We start from the raw sequence: 16,196 nt of genomic DNA, 5'->3' as shown, positions 1-16,196 counted from the left end.
ATAAATAAATGGGTGGAGTGTTTATAGGTTTACGAAGGCGCAATCAGCATGCAACCGCCTTTACCTGGAATCGCCACCGGCTGCGTATAGGGGTTGATGAGAGGAACACAGATCATCAACAACTGTTTACGGCTTTGCTTGGTTGGACAAGGTGCTGATCTTTGCTTAGCGAGGTTCTCAACCTTGCCAATGACCTCTTCAGCCATGAAGAAGAGATGCTGGAGAAAGAGAACGCTCCCGATTAATAAGCCATAAGCAAGAGCACCAAGATGTGATTCAACACTTAGAAACCCCATGGATCAGCGATATGCGGTGGATAGCTACGCCTTAAGCAATGACAATCTTAAATATTTGACAGACTGGATCCATAACATCGTTCCACAAACTGATCAGCGTATGCCAGTTAGCTTACCAAACGGAGTTATGCCCAAAGACTGGGTGGCAAACGAACCATCGAACACACCACTTTTTCTTTAATCAATATTCCCCTAACCCAAACTTTTACACACTTAATTGGTGGCAGGTGGTGTCAGGGTAATACTGCCATTGTTGATGGTTAATGCATCCACCAAACCAGGGAAGAAGTAGTCAATATTGATAGAGGTTGGAATTTCCTGAGAGCCATCCTCATCACTTGAACCAGTAAAGAAGCTTAGGCCACCCGCGGCCAAGTCACCCCGGACATCATTATACTCACTAATGATATCGGTAAGGCTAAAGGTCAAGTTAGGCAGCAAGGTCGACTCATTGACCACATCCACATAGGAGTTAGCCGTGTCAAAGGAGAGGGTTGTACCCACAATAACCGGTTTAATACGGAACTGAACCGACGCGGTATCGGTGTCACTATACTGCGCCACAGTGCCGAACAGATTATCCGATACAGCCTTGGCCGAGTCAGGTAAGCGGTCATATAGGGACTGTACCGAACCAATGACGGCGGTGGCCATTACTTCATCACCGGTCACCGAAATGGTGAACTTCTTAATCACATCACTCACATCACCTGTAAATGTCCCACCATCGGTCATCTGCTGGGCCAGTTTACCCAAGACCAAATCAGTGATATCCGTCTCATTAATGGTCACCGCCGTACCAGCCTCAAGAGAGCCCTCCACCGAAGTAAACTCGGTTTTAGCGCTCTCTGTAATGGTGGTGGTCGTACCGGTTACATCAGGTGTGGTGGTGGTATCCGTAAACTGGGTGACATTAATGGTAAAGGTCTCGTTGTAGGACAAACCACTCCCATTTTGATCGGTTACCTTAACGGTAATGGTGTGTTGGCGATCGTTATCTGTAAAGACATCCAGATTAGTCGCATCAGCCACCACCAGATTGGAACCACTGATACCATACCGCCCATCAGCATCGTTATTGGGCTCGGTAAAGCTATAGACAAAAGTATCCCCCGCATCGGCATCTGTCGCACTGAAGGTACCAATGACGGTACCGGCCGTAGCATCATGGGCCACCTGATCATTACTTAGACTGATGTCTGTTGGTGCACGATTACCCTGGGAGACAATGATGGTAAAGTCTTTGTCATAGCTTAACCCTGCACCGCTCTTATCGGTGACCCGTACGGTAATGTCATAGTTACCGGCATCCAAGTTGGTCGTGTCTGCCACCACCAAATTGGCTCCATCTATACCAAAGCGTCCCCCTGCCCCTTCATTGGGCGTGGTTAAGGTAAAGACAAAGTCGGTATCACCATCGGGATCGGTGGCTGTTAGAGCACCCACAACCTCACCAACTACGGCATCATCTGGCACATTATCTTTGCTCAAATAGATGTTCTCTGGCGCATGGTTGACCACATTAACCACAATCGTGAAGGTTTGATCCAAGGTCAGACCATTACCCATTTTATCGGTTACCCGAATGGTAATGGCATGTTCAGGATCTCCGGTAGCAGGAATTAAATTTTCTGCATCGGCTACAACCAACTGGTTACCTTCAAGGGCAAAGCGGCCATTGGCGTCCCCATTGGGGTTTTCAAAGCTGAAGACCAGCCCCTCAATATCATCCGGATCACTGGCCAGCAGTGTTCCAACTTCATCACCATTTATGGCCTCCGAACTCACCGTATTGTTGCTCAGTGTCAAAGAGGTAGGCGCCTGATTGCTCAATACAATGTTGTAGTCGCGGCTTAAGGTTTCGCCGTTACCATTTTTATCCGTCACCTGCAGGGTGATGGGGAAGCTGTTACTGCTATCAGCACTGTATGGCAGCTTGCTTGGATCCGACACAATCAGCTGATCCCCTTCCAAGCGGAAGGCACCATCGGCATCTTGGCTGGGATTACCAAATGCGAAGACAAAGCCATCGTCACCATCACTATCCACCGCCGTAAGGGTACCTACAACCGTACCTTCGGCACTGTCTGCCACCAAACTTGTGTTACTAAGAATAAGATCCGTTGGTGCCCGGTTAGAGAGGGTAACAGTTACGTTTTTATCATAACTAAGTCCCGCACCATCTTTGTCGGTCACCCTTAGTGTTAAGGGATAACTGGTCATCTCACCGGGCGTTACCTGCAACAGGGTCGCATCCGTCACCACCAGTTGGTTGCCATCCACACCAAACCGGCCATTGGCGTTGCCATAAGGGTCAGCAAAGCCAAAGACCAGATCGCTGGAGTCAGGATCTACCCCTGTCAGGGTGCCAACCACAGTACCGTTAACCGCATCTGGATCAACCACATCCCCACTAAGCTGAATATCTGTAGGGGCTAGGTTCGGATCAGATGAGATGGTGAGGAAGAAATCCTTGGCAAAGCTCAGGCCGCTACCATTCTTATCTGTCACCTGAACCGTAATGGTGTATTGCGCATCGGCATCCAACACCGCACCTTCTGCAACCCGCAGGTTGGAACCATCCAGAACAAAGCGGGCATCCGCATCCAGATTAGGGGTTGTAAAGTTATACAGGAAGCCATCTTCCCCATCGGGGTCACTGGCAGAGAGGCTACCCACCAAAGTACCTGCTGGTGCTGAAAAAGAGACCTCTGTATTGGAAAGATCAATATCCGTTGGAGCCCGGTTATCCAAGGTCAATACAAAGTCCCGGGCCAAAGCCAAACCCTCACCTTGTTTGTCGGCCACCTCAACGGTGACATTAAAGGTGGTTGGCTCACCAGGACCAGGATCCAGCAAGGAGGCATCGGCAATAATCAACTTATTACCCTGTAAAGCAAACCGACCGCCCGCATCTTCATAGGGGGCTGCAAAGCGGTAGACGAACCCATCATCCACGGCATCGGGGTCGGTGGCACTCAGTGTTCCGATCTCACTGTTCACAGCAGCGCCAGCGGGTACCAATGTAGAGCTTAACGCCAGGGTATCCGGTGCTCGGTTTGTGAGTTGGATCACAAAGCTCTCTTCATAAGAGAGCCCGCTACCCCCTTGGTCGGTTACCCGTAAGGTGATGGCATATTCCGTATCCAAACCCGCTTGCGGGGTTAGATCAGCACCGGTTGATACCACCAACTGAGCACCACTGATGGCAAAACGTCCACCCCCATCACTATTCGGGGCGACCAGTGTGTATACCAGATCTGTTTCACCATCGGGTTCTGTCGTTGTAATATCCGCCACCACACTACCTGCAACCGCATCTGCTGCAACCTGTTGGTTACTCAACATAAGATCTGTTGGGGCCAAGTTGGGATCCGCACTAACCGTTAGGGTAAAGTCCTTAACCAAAACAGCCCCTGCTTGGTCAGCCACCTCAATAGAGATCGCAAACTCACCCCCACTCGGTAGACGGATGGGATCTTCGATCAGCAGCTGGTTACCATTCAGGGCAAAGCGGCCATCGGCATCCCCATTGGGATCGGTAAAGCGGAAGGTAAACTGCTCATTATCATCATCATCTGTTGCCGTGAGCGAACCGATAACGGTTCCCTGACTGGCCCCGAAAGGCACCTGTGTATTGGTCAGAGTCAGATCGGTTGGTACACGGTTGGGCTGGATAATGGTGATGACAAAGCTCTTATCAACACCCAAACCCGCTTCATCCTCAGCACGGATGGTAATCAGATGCTCACCTGCGGTTAAGCTGGCACTGCCAATTTGCAGCTCATTGCCCACCAAGGCAAACTGACCACCCGCGTTTTGATTGGGGTCAACAAAGCTATAGCTGTGCAGATCACCAAAGTCGGCATCCTCTGTAAACAGGCGTCCAACAGCCGTACCAACAGGCAGACCAATTTCTGTCTCTTGATCATCCAACAGAATATCGGTGGGGGCCCGGTTGGGTTGAATGACCGTGATCAATAAGGTTTGATCCAGGCTCAACCCGGCACCACTCTTATCAGTCACCCGTACGGTGATCTCCTGTACACCCTCTTCAATCAGTTTGGCATCCGCCACCACCACGTTACTACCATCAATGGCAAAGGCACCCCCTGCTGAGCCGTTGGGATCAACAAAGCTAAACTGGAAGTCTGTATCACCATCAGGATCAGTGGCTTGCAAGCCACCAACCAGGGTGCCTTTGGGCGCTCCAACATCCACTTGTGCACCGGTCATGGTCAAACCATCCGGTGCCCGGTTGGGATCGGATGAGGCATTGAGGGTAAAGCTCTTATCAAAGCTTAAACCGGTACCATTTTTATCCGTTACACGTACGGTAATGTCATAGCTGTTATCGGCTGTAATTTGATCACCAGCCGCCAGGGTTAGTGTATGACCCAGCAGACTAAAGCGTCCATCGGCGTTGCCATTGGGGTCAACAAACTGTAAGACGTGGCCATCATCCCCATCCGCATCCACCACCGAGAGTGCCCCGATAAGGGTGCCATTATCCGATCCAAACGGAATAACATCACTACTGAGCAGCAGATCGGTAGGCGCCCGGTTGGGTTGGATAACCGTGACCACAAAGTTTTTGCTGTAGGATAGACCTTCACCATTTTTATCGGTTACCTGCACAGAGATGAGTGCCTCACCATCCTCTAGCGCATCTGGCGTACGGACCACCAGCTTATCCCCCTGGATACCAAACAGACCATCGGCATCGCCATAAGGCTGGATAAACTCATAGATAAAGGCAGTATCCCCATCTGGATCAATGGCACTGAACTGACCCACTTCATGGTTGATCTCCACCCCAACATCCACACTGGCATTGGACAGCGTTAACGTACTGGGTGCCTGGTTAGGATCATCAGAAGCCAGGATGACAAAATCCTTCTCAAAGCTTGCCCCTGCCCCATCGGTCACCATGAGGGTAATGGGATAGCTCTGGCCTGCTTCAATCTGTGCCGCATCTTTTAACGTCAACGTATTGCCCAGAATAGAGAAGCGCCCTTCGGCATCCTGGTTGGGTGCTGCAAAGCTGAAGATGAAGCTCTCACCTTCATCAGCATCGGTCGCGGTTAATGAACCAATGGTGGTCCCTGTGGTGGAAGCAAAAGGAACCACATCGTTGGAGAGCTGGATATCGGTTGGTTCACGGTTGGGTTGAATAACCTCAATGCCAAAGCTCTTGGAATAAGACAAACCCCCGCCATTTTTATCTGTTACCTGGACGGTAATGTCATGCAGGCCCTCTTCCAGCAACAATCCGTTGGCCACCACCACATCACTACCTTGCAGGGCAAACATGCCCCCTGCATTTAGGTTGGGGCTGACAAAGGAGAAGACAAAGCCGTCGGTATCATCCGGGTCAGTGACGGTTAATGAACCCACCACAGAACCGGTCTCACTACCGATGTTGATACTGGTGTTCGTCAACTCTAAAACATTGGGGGCTTTGTTCGGATCATCGGATGCTATCAGGGTAAAGTCTTTATCCAGCGTCAGACCCGTACCATCTTTATCGGTTACACGTACGGAGATATCGTAGCTGCTCCCTGCTGTAAAGTTGGCAGAGTCTGCCACCTCCAGGTTGCTACCATTAATACGGAACCGCCCATCTGCATTTTGATTCGGCACCGTAAAGCTATAAACAAAACCATCCTCACCATCAGGATCGGTGGTGCTTAAAGCACCGATGATGGTGCCAATACCACTACCAAAAGGCACCACATTGGAGCTTAACTGCATATCCACCGGTGCTTCATTGGACTGGGCAACCGCAATGGTATAGTTCTGATCAAAGCTCAGGCCTGCACCACCTTTATCGGTCACACGCAGGGTGATGTCATAACTCCCCGCAGCTAAGTCTGAAACATTAACCACCAGCGAACTACCCTGGATGGCAAATTGACCTGCCGCATCCAGATTAGGTGCCGCAAAGCTAAAGACCAGATCGGTATCTCCATCTGGATCCGTCGCTGTCATGCTACCGATCAAAGTATTAACCGGTTGTTCAGACAGGGTGTTGGTGTTGGAGAGTACCAAAGCGGTTGGGGCCTGATTCGGATCGGTAGAAGCTTTAAGGGTAAAGCTCTTATCCAGGTTAAAACCTGTACCATTACGGTCGGTTACCCGCACAGTAATGCTATAGCTACTCCCAGCGGTAATGTTATCGGCCCCTTGTAAGGTCAAGGTATTCCCGCTCAGGCCAAAACGTCCATCGGCATCGTTATTGGGGCTAGCAAAGCTGAAGACAAAGCCATCATCCCCATCCGGGTCCTGTGCAGACAGCGCGCCCAAAACAGCACCATTGACTGAACCAAAGGGGATAACATCATTACTCAGCAGGATATCCGTGGGGGCCAAATTAGTATCCACGGCATTGATCGTAAAGCTTTGGTCAAAACTTAAACCTGCCCCATTATTATCGGTAACCCGGATGGTAATGGTGTGATCACCTGGGGTCAGCCCATCACTATTGGCCACCACCACATTGGTGCCTTGCAGGGCAAAAACCCCGTTGCCATCACCACCAGGGGCGACAAATTCAAAGACCAGATCGGTATCCCCATCCGGGTCTGTGGCGGTTAAACCACCCACCACACTGTTAACAGGGCTACCGGCATCTACCGAGTTATTGCTTAGCGCAATACTATCCGGTGCACGGTTAGGATCACTGGAAGCGGTAAGGGTGAAATCCTTGGTTAAGCTCAGGCCCTGACCATTTTTATCGGTCACTTTAAGGGTAATGGGGTAGCTCTGCCCGGTGGTGATGTTACCACTGTCAGCCACCACCAGATTGCTGCCGTCTAAACCAAAGCGGCCACTGGCATCCTGGTTAGGATCCGCAAAGCTATAGACAAAGCCATCGTCACCATCAGGATCAGTCGTGGTTAAGCCACCAATGACGGTACCATTGGCACTGTTCAAAGGAATGGTGCCATTGGAGAGCGCCATATCCGTGGGGGCTTGGTTGGTATCCGTCACCGTAATGGTCAGGGTCTCATCATAGCTCAGGCCCTGGCCTGCCTTATCGGTTACCCTTAGGGTGATCTCGTAACTGCCTGCATCCATCAGGGCCGTATTGGCCACCACCAGATTGCTGCCGTCTAAACCAAAGCGGCCACTGGCATCACCCGCTGGTGCATTAAAGGTAAAGACCAGATCGGTATCGCCATCCGGATCCACCGCGCTGATCACCCCAACCACGGTTCCGTTCGCACTACCAGAGCCGATCGATTGTGCCGAAAGAACGATATCTGTCGGGGCACGGTTGGTATCACTAGAGGCCAGAATGGAGAAGTTTTTATCCAGCGTTAGCCCACCCTGATCTGTAACCCGAATGGTCACCGCATAACTCTCACCGGCGACTATCGAAGCGCTATCCGCAACCTCCAGACGATCCCCATTTAGCTGGAAGCGTCCACCACCATCCCCATCCGGTGTGGTAAAGCTAAAGGTAAAGGTATCCCCAACATCAGGATCTGTGGCTGAGAGGGTACCAACCAGATCACCATTATTGCTGCCCAAGGGCACCACATTACTGCTCAGTTGAAGGTCCGTCGGGGCAACGTTGGTGTCGGTAGCTGTGATCGTAAAGCCTTCATCATAGCTTAGTCCCTGGCCCGCTTTATCGGTTACCCGCACTGTAATGGCATGGGTACCTGCTGTCAGGAGTGCACTGTTCTCCACTACCAACTGGTTACCATTGAGGGTAAAGCGACCACCCGCATTTTGGTCTGGATCGGCAAAAGAGAAGACCAGATCGGTATCGCCATCAGGATCCACCGCACTGATATCCCCAACAACGGTGCCCGCTGCACTACCGGCCCCAACGGTGGTATTGCTCAAAATAAGATCCGTCGGTGCCCGGTTTGGATCAGACGAAGCCTCAATAACAAAGCCTTTTTCAAAGCTTAATCCCGTACCATTTTGATCCGTTACCCGCAGTGTAATGTTGTAATTTTGCCCCGGTACAATATTACCCGATGCCGCCACAGTCAGATTGGCGCCATCAATGGCAAAACGACCATCAGCATTATTATCTGGATCGGCAAAGGTGAAGACAAAGCTCTCACCCGCATCTGGATCTGTGGCAGAAAGAGAGCCGATCACGGTGCCATTGCTGCTGTTCAGGGGTACCACTTGACTGCTTAAACCCAGATCTGTCGGCGCTTGGTTAACCGCCGTCACCTCAATCTGAAAGCTCTTATCAAAGCTCAGACCTTGACCATTTTTATCGGTCACCCGCAGGGTAATATCCTTTTGCCCCGGACTCAGCAGATCACGATCGGCCACCACCAAGGTGGTGCCATCCAGTGCAAACAGACCACCAGCATTCTGCGCAGGATCTGTAAAGCTGAAGACCAGATCGGTATCACCATCTGGATCAATAGCGCTGATTGCCGCCACAACCGTACCGTTTTGAGCGGTCTGGGCAACGCTTTGGTTGCTTAAGCTGATATCGGTGGGCATACGGTTTGGGTCGGTCGAAGCCAGGATGTTGAAATCCTTATCCAAACTTAGGCCCGTGCCGTCACGATCCGTCACCTGGATGGTAATGGGGTAGCTCTGACCCGTCACAATGGCATTACTGTCGGCTAACAACAGCTGATTACCATTGATCTCAAAACGACCATCACTATTGCCATTGGGGCTGGTAAAGGTGAACTGGAACTGCTCATCAGCATTAGGATCAACCGCGCCAAGGGTACCAATAACTGCACCGTTGGTGCTGTTCAGGGGAATCACCGTGCTACTTAGCGTGATATCCGTGGGGGCCCCATTGCTATCAAACACCTCAATACTGAATGTTTTATCAAAGCTTAAACCGTTGCCGCCTTGGTCAATGGTACGGATGGTAATGGCATAATCACCGGGTTGCAGCGGTACCTTAACCACCACATTGTCATCCTGGATACCAAAGCGACCATCCCCATCCCCATTGGGGCCGGCAAAGCTGTAGCTAAAGCTCTCTCCACTATCGGGGTCGGTCGTTGTCAAAGCACCAACAACATCATCGACAGCACTGTCCGACCCCACACGGGTATTGTCCAAAGCCAGATCGGTGGGTGCATTGTTCACCGAGGCAATATCAATGGTGAAGTTTTCACTGTATGAAAGACCACCATCATCGCTTACCTGAACGGTAACCCCATAGCTCCCGGCCACCAAATCTTCAGCATTTACAATCAGCGTATCGCCATCCAGCGCAAACAGACCATCGGCATTGGCATTGGGGCTGGTAAAGGCAAAGCTGAGTTCCGTATCACCGTCAGGGTCGGTGGCTGTAAAGTCACCAACAACAGCGCCCAACGCAGCATCAACCGTAATTTTACTGTTGCTTAAATTTAAGGAGTCAGGCGCCTGATTGGGATCCGCTGATGCGGTCAAGGTGAAGGACTTTTCTACAGTCAAAGCACCTGCATCGGTTGAGATAACGGTGATGGTATAGGTTGATCCTGACGAAATACTATCGGCATTGGCCACAATCAGGTTGCTGCCGGAAATGTCTACAAGACCACCCGCATCGCCATCTGTTGCAAAGCTATAGGTGTGGGTGTCATCGGTATCGGGATCATCGGTGGTAAAGGAGCCGATGACCGTACCATTATCACTACCCGCAGGAATGGCTGCGTTACTGAGCAGAAGATCGGTGGGTTTAAGGTTGCTCGAACCGGTTACCTCAATCACAAACTGTACGGTCTTGGATAGGCCTTGCCCATCTTTATCCGTCACCTTCACAGAGATCGTCTGTTCGGCGGAACTTCCATTAAACGAAAGCAGTGCCGTTGTATCTGCCACCAACAAGCGATCACCATCAATGGAGAATGCCCCATTGGCGTCACTGTTAGGTTCACCAAACCCATAAACAAAGTCCGTATCACCATCTGGATCCACGGCCGTAAAGATACCCACTTCAGTACCTGCAGGCGCAAAACGTGAAATACTGGTGACACTTAAGTTTAGTTCACTGGGTCCACTGTTACTTCCCCCACTGCTGCCAGAACCACCACTACTCCCCCCACTGGAACCCGTACTACTTGCGGCTCCAGTATCCGGGCTGGTGCTCTGCTGGCTTTGCTGGACAGCAGATTGCTCTGCGGCATTTGCCTGAGCCTGTTCAGAAGCCTGAGGTTGCGCACTCTCTTTACCCGTTTCAGAAGAGGTTTCTTGCTGGCTCTCTTGTTGCTGCTGAGGCTGTTGCTCTTGCTGGGTCTCTTGCTGTGTGGCTGCCGGATCTGTAAAGAGTGATTCCTGCTCTTGTGCTTGGGGCTGCTCAATTAACTGCACGGGCTCAGATTGAGCCTGTTTAACCGTTGAGGTCACGGCCGCTAAGGGGTTGCCACCCTGGGTGGAGACCACCTCTTTTACTTTATTAACAAAGTTCTCTACCAGCTTTTCAGAAACCGTAGCCAACTCTTTAGCATTAGCATCCACCGGGGCATCAACCAACGTATCTAGTGAGGGCGGGGCCTCAATACTTTCACGCTCCTGCTTCAGTGCCGCCAGTTCGGTCAAAGCAGCGGCTTGATCAGCGCTCACACCCTGTTCGGTCAAGCTCTGTTGCATCTGTTGCTGCAGTTGCTCAGCCTGGGTCTCCGCCTGTTGGGCAACCTCTTTAACCTGCTCCACAGCCACCGCATCTACTCCAGCATCAGCCAGCTGATTTTCCAACTGATTATCCAGCTTCTCTAGCTGGGCATCTCGCTGTTCCAGTAGGTTGGTCACAGCCTCCACACTGGCCGCGTCACCCACTGTTTCTGCCATTTTGCTGGTGATCTCTTTTTCTAAGCTGGTCACAGCTTCATTTCGCTGACTGACCGCATCCAGCGCTTGATCAACATTATCGGTACCAACAACTTGGGCCACACTCTCTTGAAGTTGAGTATCCAAGGCCTGCTGCTGTGTTTTTGCCGTCGAGAGCGCATCCAATGCAGCATCCGCCTTGGTTGCACCAAGTTGATTGGCAACATCCGTAGCAAACTCTTTTTCCAACGTGTTGAGTGCCGACCCTTGCTCATTTAACACCTGAGCTACGGTCAATGCTTGGAGGGCAGAAATTCCATCGATACTCTCTTCAACCTGATCACCCTGCACATAAGTGCCGTCCTTAATTTTTTCACTTAAGGTTTGAGCCTGGGCAATCTGCTCCGCGGTAAAGCCTTCTCCACTCAACTTAGCGGCCAAACCATCCTGTAGCGCAGCTTGATTACTCTCCAACTGATCATTCAGACTATCCAACGCCTGTTTATCGCCATCCGTCAGGTTAGCTTCATCCAGTTGCTCTTCAAGGCCATTTTCAACTTCCAACTGCTTTTCTGCAATAGCGTCGGCGGCCTCTTTCAGGCTTTCCAACTGGGTACCATCTACCTCATCACCTAAGGCTTCGGCCAGCTTGCCATCCAGCGCTTCCTGTTCCGCTTTTTTCTGCTCATCCAGGGCTTTAATCTGCTCCAGGGCCGCTTCATCAACCCCTTCAAGCTGTTCGGCAAAAGCCTCTTCAAGCTTGGCTTTATCATCTTCCGTCTTTTCAAGCGCCTCTTTGACTTCTTCCAGCTTCTCTTCCCCAACGGCCTCGCTCAGCGCGCTGTCGGTACTTTTATCAAGCTCAGCCTTAGCATCTGCTTGTTTCTTCTGTAGATCTTCAAGCTGTTTCTGTAGGGCAGGATCGTCACCTAACGCCCCTTCCAGGCTCTCCATTTTCTCTTCAAGCTGGATAATTTCATCTTCGGTCTTAGCTGCATCCAGTAAGGTTTCGGCCGTGGCGTTCCAGGCAGCCTCTTCCGCTAACTGGTCAATACTGGCTTCCGCCATCTGTTGGGCTTCCGCCTCATTTTTGGCCAGACCCGATTCCAGGTAGGATTGCGCGGCTTGATCTTGAATGGCCTGCTTGGCTTGATCGGTCAAAGGACGTGGTACAGTGGTGGAGAGCTTGGCATCCGCCACTTTTTTGGGGTCCACTTTTTTCTGTGCAGAAGGTGTGGAGGCCTTATCCGCCACCTTAGATTCGGTATGGGCTTTATCCAGTACAGTCGTACCAGCTTCATTTTGCACCTCAGTGGTTGGTGCAATGGAGGTTACTTCCAGGGTGGGTTTTCCATCGGCACCCGTTTTAAGGGTTGCCGCAAACTCCGTACCCCGAACACCCATCGAGGCCACAGGGGTATCAATGATAAAGGGCTTGTTCTTCAGTTTGGCTAATTTACCAGAGACCGCACGGAAGAATCCGCGCTTAAAGAGCATCTTACCCTGCCCCTTCTTTTGATCCGAAGAGTAGTGGTAGCTCTTAATTTCAAATTCAGTATTTTCACCCAAAGCCAACAGCGCATCATCCCGCATGATTAGGATCAAACGGGAGTTAACTTCCGTCACCAGCGTGTCACCAGAGTAGATCATGTCACCATTTTTTAAGGGGCGTACTTCCCCTTTATAGATCGCTCTGGCTTTACCTTTAAGTTTTTTGACCTTACCGGCAGAATCCCGAGAGGGCATCGCAACCACAGGTGCTTCCGGTTGCATTTTTTTTGCAACCTTCTGTTCCTGTATGGGTTGTGGCTTAACCATCTCTGGTCGGGCTGTTCGTGCTTTAACCCCACCAGGAGAGAGCACAACTTGCCTCTCCGGTGCGGGTTTTTCACCGCCAATCATCAAAAAGAGTCCGCCGACCGCTACGATCCCGACCAGTACGCCGACAACGATATAAACGGCAACGTTCCATTTGGAAGATGCTTGGTTACCCATGGGAACACCATATGGTTTAAATCAAAAATGAAAGCTGCATGCCCAACTAAATGCGTGACATCAAACCCAATGAAGTTGCCAAAACCCTTTTACGGCCATGACCCCAACCCACACACATGAACATACCTCAGCCCAGACGCTGGATAGATTGTCTAAACTCAACCCTCTAACCCACTCGCCCCGCAACACAGACGCAAAAAGCCCGATTATCCTAGTATACGAAACCCACGAAAGAAAATCCCCCCATAAAGGATTCCGCACCCTGCTTTTTTCCCGCGCATTCCATCCTTTACCCCAATAAAAAACCCCACCTTGTAAAAGATGGGGTTGTTTAAGTTTACGACCGCCCAATTAATGGGTTGCGGTGGGGCTAACCGGTACAGGCTGCGCAAGCATAGCTGGATCTGGTGCCATGGCGGCCTGTTGAGGTTGAGCCTGCTGCATATTGGCCGGAGACATCACAGGATAACCCATGGTAGAAGGCTGCAACGCAGCATTGGGGCTGGCATAACCCTGGGGCAGTCCATATGCAGGGGGTGCCATGGGTTGCTGATAACCTTGCTGCATCATGGGCTGACCATAAGCTGGTTGCTGCATCATGGGCTGACCATAAGCTGGTTGCTGCATCATGGGCTGACCATAACCGGGCTGAGGGACCAAACCGGCGGGGTAAGCTGGCTGCTGCTGCATGACAGGCTGACGGTTCCACTGCTGCGGCTGGGTAGCCATGGGCTGGGCCACAGTCTGTTGTGGCATCATTGGCTGTTGGGTCACCGCTTGAGGTGCCATGGGTACACGGCCAACAGGCTGTTGAACTTGGCTCTGCACATTAATGACAGCACTAGGCTGCTGTATGTGCAAACGTCCGGCCTGAGGTGCGGGTGCTGCGACAGGTGCAGCAGGACGTGCAGGGCTAGGCGCGACATAGACCGACTGATTACCGCGACTGGTAAAGTCCAGATACCCACCATTGCTGGCCTGGGGCTTATGGGACTTCATTGCCGGTGCTCGCATGGCACCCATAGCGGCTGGATCAGGTGCCCCCATGGCGCGGGGTGTCACCACGGTATTGGTGGAGGCACTGCTGTTGGCCACGGTCACACCACGGGGCTTACCGTGGGTCATAACCACAGGGCGCATAAAGATCACCAGCTCGGTCTTAGAAACCGACTTCTCTTTATAGCCAAACATACCACCAATACCTGGTACCCGTGAAATCAGGGGCAGACCAGAGTCATTCTTGGTGAGTTTATCTTGCATTAAACCACCCATGACCGTGATCTGGCCACTGTGTACACGCAGGATAGACTCCATCTCTTTAACCTGAATTTCAGGAATCAGGTTCTCATCGCCAGAGGTCAGGTGCGGGTTGGGATCTTTCACCCAACGGCTAATGCTGGAGATGGTAGGACGCACGTTTAGTGTCACCACATCATCAGCACTGATCTGTGGGGTCACACTCATCACCAAACCCACTGGCACGGTGTGTACACGGGTGTTGATCAATGCTGTGGTATCGGTACCACCACTGGCATTGGATGTTGAGCCTGCTTGGGCCTCTACCGTAAAGAACACGGTATTATCCACAACCTTCAGAACCGCTGTTTGGTTATTCAGCGCCATAATTTTCGGGCTACTGAGTACTTTGGTATTACCAAACTTGGCAAGCGCCCGAACCGTTGAGGTGATTTTACCATGGCTGGTATTCAAACTGGTGGGCAGTGAGAAAATCGGCAGATCACTAAGCGCTGTTGGGCGCAACGCACCGGTCACACCAATGGTGTTGGCCAGGAATGGTGCCGACAAACGGCTTAAACCATTGTCGTTAATGCTGGCCCAATCCACACCTTGCTGGTGATCATCACTCAAGGCTACCTCAACCACTGTTGACTCAATCAGCACCTGACGGTGGGCATTTTCCATCAGCGACTCCAGATACTCTGAAACCCGCTCATGATCTGCCGCCGTCGCAAAAATGCTAATGACGCCTGTCTCCTGATTAATGGAAACCACACTATTACTGATGCTTGCCGAAGAAGCTTGAGCAGGTGCAGCCGCACTACCCGTGGCCGCACCAGGCAGTGGCAAACCACCATTTAATGTCGCCGGTGTGGTTGGCAAAGCCGGAGAAGCCCCAGGAGCATTCTGCCCGACAATGGCATTGATATTGGCGGTTAAGCTGGCCCAGAAGTCATTTCTAAACTCTGTGGTCAAAGTCATATCTGACTGATTGGGCATCTCTTTCCCGGTAATGGAGGGGTCCAACGTACGGTTGGTATCCAACTGGGTAGAGATCTTATTGGTGGTTTTGCTGCTACGGGCCATGTTGACATAGTCCACCTGATAGATCTTCAGGAAGGCTTTGTCTGGGTAGACCAAAATGGTATCCCCATCAATCTCAAAACGCATATTCACCTGTTTGGCGATACGCTCCAAAACCCGTGGCAGGGTTTGATCCACCACAGAGATGGTGACATTCCCTTTAATACCCGGATGAATATCCAAGTTCTTTTTGGTATCCCGTGCCAAGGCTAACAGGACCGTACGTGCTGGGGTATCATTGACGGTAATCGAGATTACCTCACCCTCTTGCAAGTCTATTTGGCCCGTGTCTGCCACAACATCCACCGCCTCTTTAGGCAGTGGTGTCATCAAGGCACCAGGAGGCGGATCCGTAGGCCGCAGGAAGTGCTTTTTAGACGGCGTGATACTGGAAGGCGTTTGGCAGGCCGAAAGGCTCAGAAGCCCTACTAAACCCAGCAGCAAACCGGTCTTCCAGGAGACGCGGGAGGCGTTATTATTCGTAAGCATTTGCCGACTCATGGTCTTTTCCTGCCTGTTCATCAATGGATTGACACCTTTGCCAGACACCCTACGTGGCCATCAAAAGCGTACAATTACAGGTATTTGCTATCTTTCCTTGTCCCTGAGTACAAGACCGAACCCATGGACGCAAGCTTAAGATCGCAAAATGCAGGCCAGTCACGTATAAGAAGAGATAAAAAAGGGGGGGCGGGTTCTGAACAAGCCTGACATCCTTATTCAATAAGGGAGTATCAATAACCATGCCGAGGTGAAGCCAGCTTGGTTTCCGAGCAGCTTCTCTGGCAAACACTCACCATATTGGGTGTCAAAACACAACAAGCCCCG

The 16,196-nt window shown here is 51.3% G+C and carries 3 protein-coding genes; all 3 read right to left on the bottom strand.

The genetic code is table 11. The features are described from left to right. Positions 1-29: 29 nt before the first annotated feature. Positions 30-206: a hypothetical protein gene (locus V5T57_RS05735; protein WP_332890213.1), complete on the bottom strand. Its 177-nt coding sequence runs from the start codon at positions 204-206 to the stop codon at positions 30-32. Positions 207-509: 303 nt separating this feature from the next. After that, positions 510-13,046, bottom strand: a complete 12,537-nt coding sequence (locus tag V5T57_RS05730; protein WP_332890212.1) for a FecR domain-containing protein — start codon at positions 13,044-13,046, stop codon at positions 510-512. A gap of 351 nt (positions 13,047-13,397) precedes the next feature. Beyond that, positions 13,398-15,869, bottom strand: a complete 2,472-nt coding sequence (gene mshL / locus V5T57_RS05725) for a pilus (MSHA type) biogenesis protein MshL (RefSeq protein ID WP_332890211.1) — start codon at positions 15,867-15,869, stop codon at positions 13,398-13,400. Positions 15,870-16,196: the final 327 nt, after the last annotated feature.

The sequence above is a fragment of the Magnetococcus sp. PR-3 genome (assembly GCF_036689865.1).
GTDB lineage: Bacteria > Pseudomonadota > Magnetococcia > Magnetococcales > Magnetococcaceae > Magnetococcus.
The sequence above is the reverse complement of the archived record's forward strand: the minus strand, read 5'-3'. Positions and strand labels throughout refer to the sequence as shown.

Bases quoted from the DNA above. Each gene is read 5' to 3' on its own strand.
- V5T57_RS05735 (WP_332890213.1), bottom strand. From the start codon at position 206: ATGGCTGAAGAGGTCATTGGCAAGGTTGAGAACCTCGCTAAGCAAAGA.
- V5T57_RS05730 (WP_332890212.1), bottom strand. From the start codon at position 13,046: ATGGGTAACCAAGCATCTTCCAAATGGAACGTTGCCGTTTATATCGTT.
- mshL (WP_332890211.1), bottom strand. From the start codon at position 15,869: ATGAGTCGGCAAATGCTTACGAATAATAACGCCTCCCGCGTCTCCTGG.